Source organism: Viridibacillus sp. NPDC093762 (genome assembly GCF_050279675.1).
GTDB lineage: Bacteria > Bacillota > Bacilli > Bacillales_A > Planococcaceae > Viridibacillus.
Genome location: NZ_JBNNUK010000001.1, coordinates 694,776 through 713,400, shown reverse-complemented (window position 1 = coordinate 713,400; position 18,625 = coordinate 694,776). Strand labels below are relative to the sequence as shown.

20 protein-coding genes and 1 pseudogene are annotated in these 18,625 nt (G+C 37.4%); 3 read left to right on the top strand and 18 right to left on the bottom strand.

The window, feature by feature from the left end; genetic code table 11:
- Positions 1-22: 22 nt before the first annotated feature.
- The 12 genes and pseudogenes from lysA to ACQKM9_RS03435 all read right to left on the bottom strand — a co-directional run bounded on the left by lysA (position 23) and on the right by ACQKM9_RS03435 (position 10,502).
- The gene (gene lysA, locus ACQKM9_RS03490) at positions 23-1,348 is read right to left on the bottom strand and encodes a diaminopimelate decarboxylase (protein WP_427732651.1); all 1,326 of its coding nucleotides are present in this window, start codon (positions 1,346-1,348) and stop codon (positions 23-25) included.
- A gap of 101 nt (positions 1,349-1,449) precedes the next feature.
- Positions 1,450-2,910, bottom strand: a complete 1,461-nt coding sequence (locus ACQKM9_RS03485; RefSeq protein ID WP_427732648.1) for a spore germination protein — start codon at positions 2,908-2,910, stop codon at positions 1,450-1,452.
- The gene (locus ACQKM9_RS03480) at positions 2,907-3,695 is read right to left on the bottom strand and encodes a SigF/SigG family RNA polymerase sporulation sigma factor (protein ID WP_427732815.1); all 789 of its coding nucleotides are present in this window, start codon (positions 3,693-3,695) and stop codon (positions 2,907-2,909) included. The genes ACQKM9_RS03485 and ACQKM9_RS03480 overlap by 4 nt, the downstream gene beginning before the upstream one ends.
- 4 nt (positions 3,696-3,699) lie before the next feature.
- The gene (spoIIAB, locus tag ACQKM9_RS03475) at positions 3,700-4,146 is read right to left on the bottom strand and encodes an anti-sigma F factor (RefSeq protein ID WP_038190956.1); all 447 of its coding nucleotides are present in this window, start codon (positions 4,144-4,146) and stop codon (positions 3,700-3,702) included.
- Positions 4,139-4,492: an STAS domain-containing protein gene (locus ACQKM9_RS03470; protein ID WP_427732646.1), complete on the bottom strand. Its 354-nt coding sequence runs from the start codon at positions 4,490-4,492 to the stop codon at positions 4,139-4,141. The genes spoIIAB and ACQKM9_RS03470 overlap by 8 nt, the downstream gene beginning before the upstream one ends.
- A 516-nt stretch (positions 4,493-5,008) precedes the next feature.
- Positions 5,009-5,155 (bottom strand): annotated as a pseudogene (locus ACQKM9_RS03465) (YdeI/OmpD-associated family protein); the annotation flags it as partial.
- A gap of 93 nt (positions 5,156-5,248) precedes the next feature.
- On the bottom strand, positions 5,249-6,553 hold the full coding sequence (locus tag ACQKM9_RS03460; RefSeq protein WP_427732644.1) for a pyrimidine-nucleoside phosphorylase: 1,305 nt from the start codon (positions 6,551-6,553) through the stop codon (positions 5,249-5,251).
- Positions 6,554-6,569: 16 nt separating this feature from the next.
- On the bottom strand, positions 6,570-7,754 hold the full coding sequence (gene deoB / locus ACQKM9_RS03455; RefSeq protein WP_427732642.1) for a phosphopentomutase: 1,185 nt from the start codon (positions 7,752-7,754) through the stop codon (positions 6,570-6,572).
- Positions 7,755-7,838: 84 nt separating this feature from the next.
- Positions 7,839-8,744: a site-specific tyrosine recombinase XerD gene (gene xerD, locus ACQKM9_RS03450; RefSeq protein ID WP_427732640.1), complete on the bottom strand. Its 906-nt coding sequence runs from the start codon at positions 8,742-8,744 to the stop codon at positions 7,839-7,841.
- A 75-nt stretch (positions 8,745-8,819) separates the two neighbouring features.
- Positions 8,820-9,287, bottom strand: coding sequence for a Fur family transcriptional regulator (locus tag ACQKM9_RS03445; RefSeq protein ID WP_427732638.1), 468 nt, complete (start codon positions 9,285-9,287; stop codon positions 8,820-8,822).
- Positions 9,288-9,381: 94 nt separating this feature from the next.
- Positions 9,382-9,900 carry a hypothetical protein gene (locus ACQKM9_RS03440; RefSeq protein ID WP_038190973.1) on the bottom strand — a complete coding sequence of 173 codons (519 nt, stop codon included), beginning with the start codon at positions 9,898-9,900 and terminating at the stop codon, positions 9,382-9,384.
- Between the two features lie 62 nt (positions 9,901-9,962).
- The gene (locus tag ACQKM9_RS03435) at positions 9,963-10,502 is read right to left on the bottom strand and encodes an NUDIX domain-containing protein (protein ID WP_427732636.1); all 540 of its coding nucleotides are present in this window, start codon (positions 10,500-10,502) and stop codon (positions 9,963-9,965) included.
- 69 nt (positions 10,503-10,571) lie between these two features.
- Between ACQKM9_RS03435 and ACQKM9_RS03430 the strand changes: the two genes are divergently transcribed.
- Positions 10,572-11,468 carry an aldo/keto reductase gene (locus ACQKM9_RS03430; RefSeq protein WP_427732634.1) on the top strand — a complete coding sequence of 299 codons (897 nt, stop codon included), beginning with the start codon at positions 10,572-10,574 and terminating at the stop codon, positions 11,466-11,468.
- 70 nt (positions 11,469-11,538) lie between these two features.
- Here the strand turns inward: ACQKM9_RS03430 and ACQKM9_RS03425 are convergent, their stop codons facing one another.
- The 3 genes from ACQKM9_RS03425 to ACQKM9_RS03415 form a co-directional block, all read right to left on the bottom strand.
- A complete protein-coding gene (locus tag ACQKM9_RS03425) occupies positions 11,539-12,024 on the bottom strand; it encodes an HXXEE domain-containing protein (RefSeq protein ID WP_427732633.1) in 486 nt (161 codons plus the stop codon).
- Between the two features lie 251 nt (positions 12,025-12,275).
- Positions 12,276-12,533 carry a YqkE family protein gene (locus ACQKM9_RS03420; RefSeq protein WP_427732631.1) on the bottom strand — a complete coding sequence of 86 codons (258 nt, stop codon included), beginning with the start codon at positions 12,531-12,533 and terminating at the stop codon, positions 12,276-12,278.
- Positions 12,534-12,547: 14 nt separating this feature from the next.
- Positions 12,548-13,732, bottom strand: coding sequence for an acetyl-CoA C-acetyltransferase (locus ACQKM9_RS03415; RefSeq protein WP_427732629.1), 1,185 nt, complete (start codon positions 13,730-13,732; stop codon positions 12,548-12,550).
- A gap of 82 nt (positions 13,733-13,814) precedes the next feature.
- On the opposite strand from ACQKM9_RS03415, the gene ACQKM9_RS03410 reads away from it, so the two are divergent.
- On the top strand, positions 13,815-14,711 hold the full coding sequence (locus ACQKM9_RS03410) for a hydroxymethylglutaryl-CoA lyase (RefSeq protein ID WP_427732627.1): 897 nt from the start codon (positions 13,815-13,817) through the stop codon (positions 14,709-14,711).
- Between the two features lie 13 nt (positions 14,712-14,724).
- Positions 14,725-15,675: an alpha/beta hydrolase gene (locus tag ACQKM9_RS03405; RefSeq protein WP_427732625.1), complete on the top strand. Its 951-nt coding sequence runs from the start codon at positions 14,725-14,727 to the stop codon at positions 15,673-15,675.
- Between the two features lie 10 nt (positions 15,676-15,685).
- Here the strand turns inward: ACQKM9_RS03405 and ACQKM9_RS03400 are convergent, their stop codons facing one another.
- The 3 genes from ACQKM9_RS03400 to tkt form a co-directional block, all read right to left on the bottom strand.
- Complete coding sequence (locus ACQKM9_RS03400) at positions 15,686-15,907, bottom strand: YneF family protein (RefSeq protein ID WP_427732623.1); 222 nt, start codon at positions 15,905-15,907, stop codon at positions 15,686-15,688.
- Positions 15,908-16,000: 93 nt separating this feature from the next.
- Positions 16,001-16,441: a sporulation inhibitor of replication protein SirA gene (sirA, locus tag ACQKM9_RS03395; protein ID WP_427732621.1), complete on the bottom strand. Its 441-nt coding sequence runs from the start codon at positions 16,439-16,441 to the stop codon at positions 16,001-16,003.
- 143 nt (positions 16,442-16,584) lie between these two features.
- Positions 16,585-18,585 (bottom strand): transketolase, encoded by a 2,001-nt coding sequence (gene tkt / locus ACQKM9_RS03390; protein ID WP_427732619.1) that lies wholly within the window; start codon positions 18,583-18,585, stop codon positions 16,585-16,587.
- Between the last annotated feature and the right edge of the window lie 40 nt (positions 18,586-18,625).

Here is an 18,625-nt window from a genome sequence, read left to right as displayed (position 1 = left end):
ATAAAATATTACTTTTCTTCAATTAACGATTTACCTCCTTCCCAATCGTTAGAGGAAGGTCAAGCTTCACAAGATCTTCATAACTTTCGCGCTTCACAACTAATTGGTGCGCTCCATTTTCCGCAAAAACGACAGCCGGCCTTGGTATACGATTATAGTTACTCGCCATTGAGTAACCATACGCCCCTGTACAGAACACAGCCAAAACGTCCCCTGATTCTGCCTTCGGCAACGTAATATCCTCAATTAGTTTATCACCAGACTCGCATAACTTACCAGCAATCGTATATGTGTTAACTAATTTGTCATTCATTTTATTGGCAATGACAGCCTCGTATTTTGCGTCGTATAGAGCTGGACGTATATTATCAGACATCCCACCATCAACCGCAAGATAATTTCTCGTATTAGGAACTTCCTTTTGAGAACCGACTGAATAAAGTGTAGTACCAGCGTCTCCAACTAACGAACGACCCGGTTCAATCCAAATCTCAGGCATCGGCATTGAAAAAGCAGCCATCTCTTGTTGTACCGCTTTAATCATATCATCTACATAAACTGCTGGTTGAAGTGGTGTGTCCTCTTCTGTATAACGAATTCCGAATCCTCCACCTAAATTTAATACTTGGCTAATGAAGCCGGATTCTTTATACCATTCGCCCATTTTATCGCTTATTTTTTTTGCTGCTAAGCTGAAAGCTGCTGTATCAAAGATTTGTGAACCAATATGACAATGCATTCCTTGTAAATCTAAATATGTGTGATTTTGCAGTAGTGTAAATGCACAGTCCGCTTGTCCATTATTTAAGTCAAAACCAAATTTAGAATCTGCTTGACCTGTTGTAATAAAGTCATGTGTATGCGCCTCTACTCCTGGCGTCACACGAATTAGGACGTGCATTTTTTGTTGACGTGCTTCAGATAGTTGTTTCAAGGCATCAATTTCATCAAAATTATCAATTACAATACATCCAATTTTCGAATCGAAAGCAAGATTTAATTCATCGTAGCTTTTATTATTACCATGGAAATGAATGCGTTCGCTTGGGAAACCTGCTTTTAAAGCGGTATATAGCTCACCACCAGAAACAACATCGACTGATAGTCCTTCTTCAGCCGCTAATTGATAGATTGCAACGCTTGAAAACGCCTTACTAGCATAAGCAACTTGTGCTTGCACACCTGCATTTTTAAAAGTATTAATAAAACCTTGCGCTCGCTCACGGAAAAGCGCTGTATCGTAAACGAATAAAGGTGTACCATATGTTTTTGTTAGATCTATAGCGTCTACTTGTCCGATAGTTAAATGACCATTTTCAGTTACGTTTTGAGTCCCATATAAATGCATTCAAATCTCTCCCTTTACCCGTATCACCAAAAAGAATTCACGGAATTTTTCTATAACTAATTGAACTTTATCATAGAAAGAGAAATGTATGCAATGGCATATCATGAACGTTTTCGCTGTTTTGCACCTACAATATACGGTCTTAAAGCATCGCTCGTTATAGGGAATCGTATGAATATACGTAAAAATGCTTGTGGGAAGAATGGAACAAATGGCCACATATAAGGTACATTCATTGGTCGTAAAGAGCAAATATATAATGAAAGCCCTAATATACCTAAGAAGAATCCATTCACTCCGAGCCATGCGGTAAAGAGTAATAGAACAATCCTAAATGCTTTTATAGTTATACTCAATTCATACGAAGGAATTACAAATGTGAAAATGGCAGTAACTGCGGTATATAACACAACTTCAGGTGAAAATAGCCCGACATCAATTGCAATCTGTCCGATAACGACCCCTGCGATTAATCCCATCGCAGTGGATAGTGGAGTTGGTGTATGAATAGAGGCAAGCCGCAAGTATTCTATCCCTGAATCTGCTATTAATATTTGGAGTAATATCGGTATGGCGGACTTCTTATCTACTCCGATGAAATCTAAAAACGTAGGAACCAATTCATGATGCTTGATTAATAAATACCAAAGGGGTAATAATATGAGGCTTAAAAAAGTCCCGAAGAAGCGTATGAATCGGACAACTGTCCCGATAAATGGGGCCTGACGATATTCCTCTGCATGTTGTAAGTGATGGAAAAAGGTCACGGGTACTAAAATAACAGAAGGTGACGTATCGACAAGAATCGCGATATGACCTTCTAATAAATGAGCCGCAGTAATATCAGGTCGCTCAGTGTATCGTACAAAAGGCAGTGGATGGAAACCTTGTTTAAACAACCATTCCTCTAGTGATTTATCCGCCATTGTTAAACCATCATGTTGAATTTTCTTCATACGCTGACGTATATAATTAAGATGGTCCTCATTCGCAATACCCTTCATAAAGATGATTGCCGTATCTGTCTTGCCTTTATCTGAGATTTGATGCAGTTCAAAACGCAAAGTTGCATCTCGAATTCGCCTTCTTATAAGCCCTGAGTTTTGTACAATATTTTCTGTAAATCCATCACGTGATCCCCTAACAACTTTTTCATTATCAGGTTCATCAGGTTGTCTACCAGGATAAGCTCTTAAATCTGCTATAAAAGCATAGCCAGATGGAGTAATAAACGCCACCTGGCCCCCTAATATCGCAGTTAATAGCTGTTCCTGACTCTTCATCGGTTCCCAAGCAAAATATGGGAAGCAAAATTGGAAAAATTCCGACTCATTTTCAGGCGTGTATCCATCTACCTCTTGAGTCGGTTGAATATTGACAAGAATTTCTGTGAAGTTGGCACTATCAATGAGCCCATTAATATAAATAGAGAACACCGGCATTTTGTGTAAATGCAAATGTTTCATTCCTATATCAAAGCTTTCACTTTCACCGAATTTTGAAATCATAAACTTTTCTGCTTCTTCTATACTTGCGAAAATAGGTTTTTGTTCTTCAGTCATTTTTTTGCCGCCTTTTCTAATCCTTTCAATTGACCTGGTGCTAGCCATACTTTCAACTGTGATAAGATTCGTTTTTCTAGTCGCGATACTTGTACTTGTGAAATGCCAAGTCTCTCAGCAATTTCACTTTGAGTACAATCTAAGTAATAGCGTAAATAGATTACAGATTGTTCCCTTTTACCAAGTCTCGTTAAAATGTCTCGAAGTGGTATATGCTCAAAAGGCCTTTCTGAGGTAGCATCTCTCATTTGATCCATTAACGTAATTGGATCACCATCACTTTCGAATAACTGTTCATGCAGTGATGCAGGGTCCCTTAGAGCATCAGAAGCCATTGATATTTCATCAGTTGTGACTTCCAACAAATCGGCCAATTCCTTCATGGTAGGGGGTCTCTCATTGATTTTAAGAAAATCATCTGTGGCATGGCGAATTTTATAGTTAAGCTCTCTAATAGATCGGCTTACTTTAACCATACCGTCATCCCGTAAAAACCGCTGAATTTCTCCGATTATCATAGGTACTGCGTACGTTGAAAATTTCACTTGGTATGACAGATCAAATTTGTCTATTGACTTCATCAAACCAATACAACCAATTTGAAAAAGATCTTCTAAATCTGCCCCGCGTGATGCAAAACGCTGTACGATTGACCAGACAAGACGCGTATTCCCCTCCACCATCTCCTTTCTAGCGTTAGCATCGCCAGCTTGAGACTGCAGTATGAGCTCTCGCATTTTCTCCTGTGTCAGCAATATGGAAGAGGCTTGTGGTTTAGATGTCATTTTCTCACCTAGCGGCAAACGGTGAACCTACTGGTTGAAATTGCTTCTTGAAGGTGACCGTTGTCCCTTTCCCGCGTTCGGATTTAACAGATAACTGATCCGTGAAGCTTTCCATAATTGTAAAGCCCATACCAGAGCGATCCATTTGCTGCTTTGTAGTATATAAAGGTTCCATTGCTTGCTGTACGTCTTCAATTCCACATCCCTGATCAGAAATCGTCACAGTCACTTCGCGATCAACACGAGTAGCATAAACAGTTACAATACCTGTGCGATTTTCCTCATAACCATGAATAATAGCGTTTGTAACTGCTTCTGAAATGACAGTTTTCACCTCGGACAATTCCTCAATCGTTGGATCTAGCACTGTCATGAAACTCGTCATCGCCATACGCGCTAGTGCTTCATTTTCACTGACCGCTAAAAACGATAAAGTCATTTCATTATCCATTCAAAATCCCCCCTAAAGTTCGAATTACTTCATCTTCTGTTCCTTGCCAAATATATTTAGACAACCCTGAAAACTGGAATATTTTCTGCATCGTAGCAGACGGATTTAAGATGACGGTTTGTCCATTGATAGGAGCTAAATCACGCATCCTTCCTAAGATCAAACCAATACCAGCGCTATCCATAAACTGTAGGTCACCTAAGTTCCAAATAATTGCGTGAACGCTACCTTGGTATATTGCTTGTGAAATATCTTCTCGAATACGGTTTGCAGCGTGATGGTCTAAATCACCTTTTAAACGAATAACGGCAATGCCATCCACTGTCAGTTGAATTAGTTGTTGCATAGTCATACCTCCTTTTCACAAGCATATTCCACATTTGTTTTGCGTTATCCTTCCGCATGACAATTTAAGAAGAAACCTTCTAAAATTAGAACTAAATCGACAGTAAATGGATGGCATCTTTATCTACAAGTATTGGAGATTCGAGGTAATTTTAATCAAAAAAAATCTCTATTCAAAAAAAAACAATATTGTATGAAGGAAGATGTGGCATTAAAAAATTAGGACAACAAGACATTCTCCTTATTTGAATAGAGATCCCATTTCACAACATTTTAGTTTTTGTCTGTTTTCTAAAGGATTATTAGTTCTGTTAAACATAAAAAGCCAATTTTCAAGATAATTATATTTTGGTTAGTTGATATTAAAAGGGCTACCCATATAGAAACATCTATATGGGTAGCCCTTTTAATATTGTTGTTGCACTATAGCCCTCTTAGTTTAGTAAGGAGATATTTTTAGTTTGTGAGTATGCATCTAAAGTTGATTTATAAGTTTCACGGCAAATACCGAAATTTTTCATCTCTGCCAAATGGTGCACCAGCAATTTAATCCCTTTCCATTGAAATTTTGCTGCATGCTTTTTTCAACTCTTGACTCTCGAGTTTTGGATTGTTTCGGTGAAGAAAAATAAAGAACGTATGCTCTTTGCCGACATGGCGTTAATACAAAATCATTCATTTCCATTTTTTGAGTCCTAAACATTTAATCAACAAAAAAACTGTTACTCATTTAATTGAGTAACAGCTTTTCAAAAAATTATTCTGTAATGATAGCCTCGATTAATTTCGGTGCTTGAGGTGCTTCTTTGGCAATATTAATATGTGAATATATTTTATCAATCACTGATGAAACATCTTCTTGGTTTGCATAAATTGTCACCAGAGACTCACCTTTCGTTACTTTATCGCCAACTTTTTTGCGCAGCATTAGACCAACAGCTAAGTCGATAGTAGACTCTTTTGTTGCTCGACCAGCGCCTAAAAGCATAGCCGCAGTTCCAACTTCATCTGCTTCGATGAATGATACAAAGCCATCTTCTTTTGCTGGTACTTCGAAAGTATATTGAGCTTGCGGCAACAATGAAGTATCATCCACAACTGCAGGGTTACCACCTTGTCCTTCAATAAATTGTTTGAAGATTTCTAATGCGCTACCATTTTTGATAACTTCAAGTAATTGTTCACGCGCTTCTTCGATTGTTTTCGCGTGACCACCTAGAACCACCATTTGACTGCCAAGAGTTAAGCAAAGCTCCGTTAAATCTTCCGGACCCTCTCCTCGTAAAGTATCAATTGCTTCTTTTACTTCTAATGCATTTCCAATCGCAAAACCAAGCGGTTGGCTCATATCAGAAATAATAGCCATTGTGTTACGACCGACATTATTGCCAATTTGGACCATTGCATGTGCTAAATTTTTCGCATCTTCAACAGTCTTCATGAAGGCACCTTCACCTGTTTTTACATCAAGTACAATAGCATCTGCACCTGCGGCAATTTTTTTACTCATAATTGAGCTCGCGATTAAAGGGATGCTACTTACTGTCGCTGTCACATCTCTTAGAGCGTATAATTTTTTATCTGCAGGTGTTAAGTTACCGGTTTGACCAATAACAGCTAATTTAATGTCATTTACTTGCTCAATAAATTGCTCTGTCGTCAATTCAACATGGAAACCTTCAATTGCCTCTAATTTATCAATAGTGCCTCCTGTATGACCTAAACCGCGTCCACTCATCTTCGCAACAGGAACACCGACAGCAGCTACTAGAGGGCCTAATACTAACGTTGTTGTGTCACCAACTCCACCAGTAGAATGCTTATCAACTTTAATACCTTCGATTTTTGAAAGATCAATCTGATCTCCAGATTCAACCATTGCCATTGTTAAATCTGCACGTTCACGATCGTTCATATCTTTGAAATAAATAGCCATCAATAAACTACTTGCTTGATAATCTGGAATAGAACCATTTGTATAACCTTCTACGAAAAAGCGAATCTCTTCTGTAGTTAATTCTCCACCATCGCGTTTTTTTTCAATAATATCAACTATTCGCATTTAATTATTCCCTCGCTTATTTTAAATTTGATAAAAAGCTTGTGCCGAATTCAGGTAATTTTACATTGAAGTTTTCTGCAACTGTAGCACCTATATCAGCAAATGTAAGTCGTAATGGTAATTCATGACCTTCTTTAAAGCGTGGTGAATAAGCGATTAATGGCACATATTCTCGAGTATGATCACTTCCAGGGAAAGTTGGATCATTTCCATGGTCAGCTGTTATTATTAATAGATCATTTTCCGTCAGCGCTTCCAAAACTTCTGGTAAACGACGGTCAAATTCTTCTAACGCTTCACCATATCCAATTGGATCTCTGCGATGACCATAAGCTGCATCAAAGTCAACTAAGTTTAAGAATGATAAGCCGTGGAAATCCTTACGTACAACTTGTGATATCTTGTCCATACCATCTGTATTATCCTTTGTACGGATTGCTTCTGTTACGCCTTCATTGTTAAAAATATCTGAAATTTTACCTAATGCAATGACATCAAATTTAGCATCTTTTAATTCATTCATCACTGTACGTCCAAATGGTTTTAAAGCATAATCATGACGATTCGATGTACGCTCAAATTTACCTGGAGTCCCAATGAAAGGACGAGCAATTACACGGCCTACTAAATATTCAGGTTGTAAAGTCAATTCACGAGCAATTTCACAAATTTTATACAATTCCTCTAATGGAACAATTTCTTCATGTGCTGCAATTTGCAATACTGGATCAGCAGATGTATAGACGATAATAGCGCCTGTTTTCATATGCTCTTCACCGTAATCGTCAATCACTTGCGTACCACTTGCTGGCTTGTTACAAAGTACTTTGCGACCAGTACGTTCTTCTAATTGCTCGATTAAAGTTTGTGGGAAGCCTTCAGGATACACTTTGAACGGTTTATCAATATTCAAACCCATAATTTCCCAGTGACCAGTCATTGTATCTTTCCCCACTGAAGCTTCTTGCATTTTACCAAAATAAGCTGCAGGTTTTTCGATTGGAGTAATACCAGGTAACTCACGGATATTTGATAAACCTAATTCCCCCATATTGGGCATAGTTAAGCCATTCATTTTTTCTGCAATATGACCTAATGTATCTGCACCTACATCACCGAATTTTTCAGCATCAGGTGCTTCTCCAATACCTACTGAATCCATCACGATTAAGTGAATGCGTTTAAATGGTTTTGTGTTCATTTGTGTTCCTCCTTTATCTTTACATTCATTTTACCAAACTATAAGAAAAAATAAATGTCAGACCTCTGACATTTGAATTTTTTTTTATGCACGTGGGTGGAACTGCTTATATACTTCCGATAATCGCGTCTTACTAATATGTGTATAAATTTGAGTTGTTGAAATATCAGCATGTCCAAGAAGTTCTTGAACTGCACGTAAATCAGCACCATTTTCAATTAAATGCGTCGCAAAAGAATGACGTAAAATATGTGGTGTGATTTCTTTATCTATACCTGCTTTCTCTGCATAATCCTTCATTAATTTCCAACAAAATTGTCGTGTTAAGCGATCTCCCCTTTGACTGATAAAAAAAGCCTCTGCTTTATGTAGCTTATCTTCTAGTATTGGTCTTCCCTTTTCTAAATATGCCATGCACGCTTCTAAAGCTTTTCGTCCAAGCGGAATAATACGCTCTTTTCCACCTTTACCAAAAACTCGTACGAAGCCCATCGTAGTATGTACATCTTCTAAATTCAGTGCAATACATTCACTTATCCGCATACCACTTGCATATAACAACTCAAGCATCGTTTGATCTCGAATCCCTTGGGGTTTTGCAAGATTTGGCATGGCAATTAAGTTATCAATTTCTTCAATCGATAAAACTTTTGGTAATTTTTTCTCTAATTTTGGCATTTCTAAATGCACAGTCGGATCCCCACTAGCTCTTTTTTCTCTTAATAAAAATTGATGAAATGAACGAATTGATGAAATATGTCTTGAAATAGTTCGCGCCGACTTCCCAGATGTTTTCAGCATCTGTAAATGATGTAATATATGCACTCTATCTATGTCGTCAAAATATTGTACACCTTGACTTACGAAAATATTCTTAGTATAAGCAGTAATATCTCTTTTATAAGATTGCAATGTATTGTCAGAAAGCTGGCGTTCAACGCGTAAAAAGTGTAGATAATCTTGTATTGCATCAAGTACATCTTGGTTCATTTTGGTTCCCTCCTTAAAATTAGGTAAATAAAAAAGGACAGCACCTCCGCCATCCTTTGTTTGTATGCTATAAACTTATGATTGATTGCTATTGTTATCTGACTCGTTATCATGACAGCGCCAGCAAATACCGTGAAATGTTAATCTGTGGTCTTTAATAATAAAATTCCATCTTTTTTCAACGACTGCTTCTACGTCTTCAAGTAAATCCTCTTGAATTTCATCAACAGCACCACATTCGATACAAACGAGGTGATGATGGAAGTGAGCAGCTCCTTCTTGACGTAGATCATAACGAGATACGCCATCGCCGAAATTGATTTTATCGACGATCTTAAGCTCCGTTAAAAGCTCCAATGTTCGATACACAGTTGCAAGTCCAATTTCTGGTGCTTTTTCTTTAACGAGTAAATAAACATCCTCAGCACTTAGGTGATCTTCCTCATTCTCTAAAAGCACTCTTACTGTCGCTTCACGCTGCGGCGTCAGTTTGTAGCTCGCACCATGTAATTGTTTTTTTATTCGATCAATACGGCTTTCCATACGACGCCCCCCTAAACTTCTTTTATTATACCAAAAAGTCAATTCTCAATACAAGATTGAATTAATTATAATTATAATAATTATTATTTGATAGTTATTTTAGTTTATAAATGAAATGAATTGCAAGTAATTCGCCCCCTAAAATTACTAGAGTGGCTATGAGTACTACTATTACACGAGGTAAAATCGGTAACTTCTTCCTGACCGCATAAACTGGTTCAGGTACAAGTACTATGCAAAACACCATTAATACTATACTGTAAAGCAATTGAAAAGGAAACCACCATGCAGCATATGACCAAAATGCGTTTTGTGTGTCTATTAAATAACCTGCGCTGTATCCAAAAAATGCTGATTTTAATACAACAACAACCCTTGCCACATGCCTTAAGTAATTATGAGATGCGAGCAACGAAACAATGGCAAATGGAATGACAACTGGCAATAAAGATTGCCAAATCGACGGCTTCCCTTGTAGGAGTACTCTACTATCCATTTTTCGAATGAGCCATTCTGCTTGTTCAACAGTAGAAAGTTGCAACAGTAAAATTCCTCCGATAAAGCCAATTGCAATAATTAAGAAAAAGTAAATAATTTGAAATGATCGGTTCATATAGGTCACCTTCCTTTACTTCGTACAACCTATGCTCGTCCCGACCTATTTCATAACTTATTTTAAAAGATATTTTTCATCCACATAATTGCAAAAACTGTTTTAGCATCATAAATTCTTTCTTCACGAATCAATTGTTCAGCTTCTTCTAACGTAACTTCTAATAATTCGACAAATTCATCCTCATCTAGATCAGCTGGATTCTCAATTCTATATAAATCTCTCGCAGCATATATATGAATAACTTCATCTGCAAAGCCTGGAGATGTGGCAAAAGATTGAACAAACGTGAAATTTTTCGAACCATATCCTGTTTCTTCTTCTAACTCGCGGATAGCTGTATACTCAGGCTTCTCACCTTTTTCTAATTTACCCGCGGGAATTTCGATAATACTACGCTCTAAAGGTTTACGATATTGCTCCACAAGAACAATTTTACCTTCGTTTGTTATAGGGATAATTGCTACTGCTCCTGGATGAGTTACTAATTCTCTAGTTGATATGTTGCCATTTGGTAATGTGACTTCATCTACTTTGACAGAAATAACGCGACCCTCAAAAATTTTTTTAGAATTAATCGTTTTTTCTTCAAATTTTTTCATGATAATAACCCTCTCCGTTGTGCTTTTGTCATTAATCATTGTACCATTATCATATGAGGAGTGATATTTTTGAAGAGTAGAAAGTTAGGTAATAGCGATTTAGTTATTTCAGAAATCGGCCTTGGTTGCATGTCTCTACCAACTGATGAAAAGACTGCGAAATGGATAGTAGATGCAGCTGTAGATCATGGTATTACCTATTTTGATACCGCGGATTTATATGATAAGGGCATCAATGAGGAACTTGTAGGTAAGGCACTAAATGAGAAACGACAAGATATTATATTAGCCACTAAAGTGGGCAATGTTTGGAACCAGGACGGAGAAGGTTGGCACTGGGACCCTTCTAAGAAAAATATCGAACAGCAAGTAAAAGAAAGTTTGCTTCGCTTACAAACAGACTATATTGACTTATATCAACTACACGGTGGAACAATTGAAGACCCATGGGATGAAATAATCGAAGCATTTGATCACTTAAAAAAAGAAGGTATCATTCGGGCATACGGTATTTCATCAATCCGCCCAAATGTCATTAAGGAATTTTTATCAAAAAGCGATGCAGTATCTGTCATGATGCAATATAGCTTGCTAGACCGCAGACCCGAAGAATGGTTTGATGTGCTAAAAGAAAATAGTGCGTCTATTGTGACGCGTGGCTCTTTAGCAAAAGGGTTATTAACAAATGAATGGTCAAACCGTTTAGCAAAAGCAGATGGCTATCAAACTTTTAGCCAAGATGATCTTCAAGCTACTCTCGAAGAATTGGCAAATAACACAAATAATGTACATGCAGCAGCACTTGCTTATGTATTACAATCACCTATTGTAGCCTCTGCAGTGATTGGAGCAAGTTCAAAAGAACAATTGGAAGCAACAATTTCAGCTTACAATAATGCACCATCAATTTATGCTAAAGAACTAGAGAAACTAACAAAAATAGAGACGTATAATGCTCATCGTTAAATTTGCTAGAAGGATTCGTATTATGGATCCTTCTTTTTTTAAAAAATCAAAATACATAATTCTTATAAACTTATAATATGAATTTCGCAATTAGTAGCGCCATCAAAGCAAAGGGAGTCTGTAATATGAAACCCATTAGTAAATACACACCTACCTGCTTAGGCTTGATTAAATTCTCTAGTACTAGCTTTCTAATACTAAATAGACAAAAAGGGATTAAGATGACAACAGCGGTAATGACACCAGGTACATATTTTTTAAAGATTATACTTTGCACAACATGCCCTATTCCGTTCGCAAGAAACACACCAGCGACTAATAATGTAAAGAATTTTATGGGGAATATTCCGATAAACCGTTTATTATTAGCCGCAGTCACACAGCCAATCACTACGATAATCCATAATAAAATAAATGCGAAAATAAATTCCTCAGTAGAAACAGAAAAAGGTAATTTCATAGTGAAATTTTCAACGGTTGCGATTTCCTCCAAATCATGAATAAAAAAAACAAAAGGGAAAACCAATAAAAGTGACTTGATTTTAGAAACTTCCATACTTCACCCCTGTTATTTTCAAGCTATTTAAAAGTTATCAATGTGAAAAAGTAAAGTATTATACTAAAATAATTTATATTAAGTTATACCATCGCTTAATATGAAATAAAAGGTAGCTCCGATAGAAAACTTTCAAAACTACCTTCTATATCACACTACTATGACTTTTTTATAGTTAAACTACTAACTTTATGAAACTACCTTAATTCATGGATTCAATGCCGTTTTAAGCAAGCCAACCATGTCTTTTGTTAACTATTAAATTTGGAGCCTTTTTCTCCGTACTCATTCAATAACTCTTCAAACGATTTGTTCTTCTCACGTTGTTTACGTTCAAATGCTAACTTTGCCTCGCGTTCATCCTGTGCTGCTTGTTCTTTTGCAACAAGGTCTTTTTTAGCAAGCTTTAATTTCTCTAACACATCACCATTAAGTTGGTCTTTTAATGTTAGTGCCTCACTTTTTGCGGATTGTTGTTGTGCTGGTTGTTGTCTTTTCTTTTTAGCCATGGTCAATCTCCTTCTTACGTTCTTTTTACAATTGTTGCAACACCTTGCCCTCCACCTATACAGAGTGTAGCAAGACCCGTTTTAACATCTCGCTTCTCCATTTCGTGAAGTAGTGTTACTAATATTCTAGCACCACTTGCACCAATTGGGTGACCTAAAGCAATTGCACCACCATTAACATTTAACTTCTCATGGTCAAAATGCAATTCTCGATCAACTGCAATTGATTGTGCTGCAAATGCTTCATTTGCTTCAATTAAGTCAATTTGCCCTAATTCTAATTGCCCTTTTGTTAAGGCTTTTTGTACTGCCCTCACAGGACCACTTCCCATTACAGCTGGATCTACACCTACACTTGCATTTGATACAACTGTTGCAATTGACTTAATGCCCAACTCATCAGCTTTAGCTCTTGACATTACTACAAGTGCAGCCGCCCCGTCATTAATACCAGAAGCATTTCCCGCAGTCACAGATCCTTCTTTTTTAAACGCAGGTCGTAGTTTCCCTAACTTTTCAGCTGTAGTTCCCGGCTTTACATACTCATCTGTATCAAATACGACTGGTTCTCCCTTGCGTTGAGGAATTTCTACTGCTACAATTTCTTTTTTAAATTTTCCCACTTCTAACGCTGTTGTTGCTCTTTCTTGGGAACGCGCTGAAAAGCGATCTTGCTCATCACGAGAAATTGCATATTGATCACATAAATTTTCAGCTGTAATACCCATATGATAGTCATTAAATGCACACCATAAGCCATCAGTAATCATACTATCAATTACCTTCTGATTACCCATACGGAAGCCCTCACGTGCATTATTCAATAAATATGGTGCTTGGCTCATATTTTCCATCCCGCCAGCGACGATGATATCTGCATCGCCTGCAATGATGGCTTGTGTTGCTAGATGAACAGCTTTAAGACCTGATCCACAAACTTTATTTATAGTTAAGGCAGGTACCTCTTTTGGAAGTCCTGCAAATATAGCTGCTTGACGCGCTGGATTTTGACCTAAACCAGCTTGTAATACATTACCCATAATCACTTCATCTACTTGTTCAAAAGGCACCCCTACCTTTGATAAAGCTTCTTTTATTACAATTGCACCAAGTTTTGTTGCAGGTACATCCTTTAACGCGCCTTGGAAGCTTCCAATTGCTGTACGTACAGCACTTACAATCACAACTTCAGTTGTCATAATTATTCCCCCTTGTTTAAGTACGAATTTATTTGCTAATATGTACATCCCTTCCTTACAATGGAATATAGGAGGGGATGTTATGTTCAGTTTACCAAATAATGCGACAATTATCGAGGTAGGTCCAAGAGATGGATTACAAAATGAAAAAAACTTAATTGAGACTAATAAGAAGCTTGATTTCATTAAATGCTTGCAGGATGCCGGCATTACAGAAATGGAGTTAACTTCTTTTGTCTCACCAAAATGGGTGCCACAAATGGCAGATGCAGAAAAAATAGTAAAGAACACTGCTAAGGTGGGTCGACAATTTGTCTTAGCACCGAATGCTACAGGGGTGGAGCGTGCGATGGAGAACGGTGCAGATGCCATTGCCGTTTTTGTTGGAGTCAGTCATACATTTAATAAAAATAATATTAATAAAAATACTAACGAAGCTATGGATAGTTTAGCACCTGTCTTGGCAAAACTGAAAGAGCAAGGGAAATTTGTACGCGCTTGTATTTCAACAGCTTTTTATTGTCCTTATGAAGGGAAAATTGAAGTTGAAGACACAATTTCTTTATGTAAAGTATTCGCGAGTTGGGGTGTGGATGAGTTAAGTGTTGCAGATACAATTGGCATGGCTAATCCAGTGGAAAGTTATACACTATTTAAGCGTTTGAAAGAAGAATTACCTAACTTACTTTTAACTGCCCATTTTCACGATACACGAAAAATGGCGCTAGCAAATATATATGCTGCATTGCAAGCTGGTGTAGACCGATTTGATACATCAGCGGGTGGACTTGGAGGTTGTCCTTTTGCGAAAGGTGCTACAGGAAATGTTGCAACAGAAGATGTTGTACATATGCTAGAAAGTATAGGAGTTCACACAGGGATTAATGTCGAAAAAATTTGCGAAGCGGCAAAAATTGTCGAACCTTTAATATCCGGAACAATTGACAGCGGTCAGTACCGTCTCTTTAAGCAAAAGTAGAGGAGTGATGATCATGAAAAAACGTTTGCTTTGGATTTCCGGGCTTATTTCCGGTACTCTTGGTGCCATTATAGCCATTCTCGGATACTTATTTTCAAGTAATATTATGTATATGAAGAACAAAGATGCAGCCTTCATATTACAACGAGAAAAGGATGCAAAGCGTTTTGACGAAGTTTGGTTTGAGCATGTAAATAAGGAAGAGATGTGGGTTGATTCCCCGAATGGCTATTCAATTAAAGCCATCCACTTCCATCCTTTGCAAACAAATAACACGATTATTATTTGCCATGGTGTTACGGAAAATAAGATTAATTCCGTTAAATACGCTCGTCTCTTCGAGCGCTTAGGCTTTAACTCAGTCGTTTATGATCATCGTAGACATGGTGACTCTGGTGGCAAAACAACAAGTTATGGGCATTACGAAAAATATGATTTACAAGCGGTTATGCAAACCTTAAAACAAAAGCTAGGTGGTGAAGGTATAATTGGTGTACAAGGAGAATCTATGGGCGCTGCTACAACATTATTATACGCAGGTACATTAGAGGACGAAGCCGACTTCTACATTTCTGACTGCGCCTTTTCCGATTTTTCAGAACAATTATATTACTTGATGATGAAACAAACACCCTTACGTAACAGTATAGCCATTAAACTTGCTGGTATCTTCTTAAGGATGCGTGATGGATACTCTTTAAAGAGCATTTCTCCTAAAGAGGCTGTAACTAAAATTGAAAAGCCAGTCCTGTTTATTCACAGTCTTCCAGATGACTTCATCCTACCTGAAATGACAATTGAAATGTATAGCTTAAAGCCTGGTCCTAAAAAGTTAAAGCTTTTTGATGTAGGTCCTCATGCACAATCCTTTAATATGAACCCTGAAGCCTATGAGCTGTTGGTCGCAGATTTTTTAAAAGAGTTTGTCTTCAAAGACAAAGACAAAAAAATAGCACTCAATTGAGTGCTATTTTTTATTTACTGCTTAATTTATTCATTGAGTTCATCATTTGTTTGATTTGTTTTTCAGACGGTTTACGTCCCATTTGAGACATCATTACTCGTAGCATCTGTTCGTTAATAGGTGGGTTGTCTTTTAAGTATTTCATCATATATTGACGGGCAACAAAGAAACCGATAGCTACTCCTGCTATTAATGCCACGATAACAAGTATAATCCATAACGTAGTATTCACTGGTTTTCCTCCTCCAAGTTTCTTATGCGAGAAAACTATCTCCAACAAGGATTATACAATAAAAAACCACTACATACTACTGTTTGCCAAGATTTATCGTCTTTCGTGCGAATGGAATTTAAGCGGTTTCAACCAACCACATTCCATTTCATCTTTATTAAATCCGATAAAGCAATCACTTAATTTTGATAATGTTGCAAATAAGTCTAACTCTAGCATGCGTGACCCAACACAGACAACAGCTATGTAATAAGGAAAAATATCAATTTGGATTTCCCCTTTAAATTCATTCATTAAAAAGATTTGGTGATCCTTCGTTTGAATGCCTGAAAAGCTATTACCTAATTGTTGTTGAATGATTAGTTCAATTTCCACCATATCCAAAGGCTCACATAAATAGGAGATTTCTTGCGTCGGATGTATTGCATGCTCATACGTATTTGAGGATTGAATTAAATCGAATAGTAAACGTTCTCTACCATAAACAAAAGCCTGATGTTTCTTTTTCACATGAAAGATTGAGTATATTCGCAAGATTACCACTCCTCTCTTGTAAACAGTATAACAAAGATTGCAAGAACATTTTGTCAATTGACGTCCGATTTAAAGCACTATATTTGTCAAAAAAGAAAAAGTAGAGGAAAAAATCCTCTACTTTTCAATATTATCGCTATTTTTTAAGCAAATAATGCTTTTACTTTTGCAACAACGTTATCTACAGTGAAGCCATATTCTTTCATAACAATTTCACCTGGCGCACTTGCACCAAATTTATCAATTGCGAGAACATCACCTTCGAAGCCAGTATATTTATGCCAGCCGAATGATGAACCCATTTCAATTGCTAAACGTTTGGTAATTGTTTTTGGTAATACTGCTTCTTTATACGCTGCATCTTGAGCCTCAAAACGATCGAATGATGGCATAGAAACAACAGATACATCGATACCTTCAGTTGCTAGTTGTTTTTGAGCTTCTATAGCAAGGCTAACTTCTGAGCCAGTTGCTAAAATTAGTGCATCCGCTACTTCTTTAGTTGCTTTTGAAACAACATAAGCGCCTTTAGAAACTCCTTCAGCTGCAAGTGTAGCTGAGTTTTCAGACACTGGTAAGTTTTGACGAGAAAGTACTAATACTGTTGGTTGGTTTTTAGATGATACGGCTAATTTCCAAGCTTCAGCAGATTCGTTTGCATCAGCAGGACGAATAACAGAAAGATTTGGCATAGAACGTAATGCAGCTAAATGTTCAACCGGTTCATGTGTTGGACCATCTTCACCAACAGCGATACTGTCATGCGTAAATACATACGTTACAGGTAGTCCCATTAATGCAGATAGACGAATTGCTGGACGTACATAGTCACTGAAGACGAAGAATGTACCACCAAAGACGTTTACACCACCATGAAGTGCCATTCCATTTAGAGCTGCACCCATAGCAAATTCACGAACACCGAACCAAATGTTACGACCTTCTGGAGTTTCTGCTGTGAAATCGCCAGCATCTTTCATGTATGTTTTATTTGATCCAGCTAAATCCGCACTTCCTCCGAAGAATGAAGGTGTATTTTTTGCAAGTGCATTGATTACTTCACCAGAAGACGAACGTGTAGCAATTGACTTACCTGCTTCATAAACAGGTACTGCAGATGCGAAGTCTTCAGGAAGTTCCCCATTCATCGCAGAAACAAACTGTTCCGCAAGAGCAGGATATGCTTTTTTATATGCTTCAAATTGTTCATTCCAAGCAGATTCTGCAAGAGTTCCTTGAACTTCAGCTGCTTGTTTGAATGTCGCATATACCTCTTCCGGTACATGGAATGGATCATGAGGCCATGAGTAGTGTTCTTTAGTAAGTTTCACTTCATCAGCACCTAGTGGTGAACCGTGAGAGTCAGCTTTACCTGATTTGTTAGGTGAGCCGTAGCCAATAACCGTTTTTACTTCAATAATAGTAGGTTGGCCTTTATGTGCTTTGGCTTGTTCAATAGCCGTATTTATTGCTTCAATATCATTACCATCAGCTACATGAATGTAGTTCCAGTTATATGATCCAAATCGTTTTTGAATGTTTTCAGAGAATGATTTATTTAAATCGCCATCTAAAGAAATGTCATTGCTATCATATAGCACTATCAGTTTTTCAAGTTGTAAGTGACCAGCTAAAGAAATTGCCTCAGCAGCAACACCTTCCATCAAATCTCCATCACCACAAAGTGCAAATGTATAATGATCTACTACTTCATGTTCCGGCTTGTTATAAACGCCTGCAAGGTGACTTTCCGCCATTGCCATACCGACAGCCATTGCAATACCTTGTCCTAATGGACCAGTTGTTGCTTCAACTCCAGCTGTATGACCATATTCTGGATGACCAGGTGTTTTTGAATCCCATTGGCGGAAGCTTTTGATTTCTTCCATTGGTAAATCATATCCACCTAAGTGTAACAGGCTATACAAAAGCATCGAGCCATGACCTGCTGATAAAATAAAGCGATCGCGGTTAAACCATTTAGGGTTTGAAGGATTGTGACGAAGTTGTTTTGTCCAAAGAGTATAAGCCATTGGAGCAGCCCCCATTGGTAATCCTGGGTGACCTGAATTAGCTTTTTCAATAGCATCAATTGACAAAGTTCGAATAGTGTTAATTGCAAGCTGATCTGCTTGTTGAGTCATTTTAATAGACATCCTTTCTTAAGCTAAATAGTGTACTATT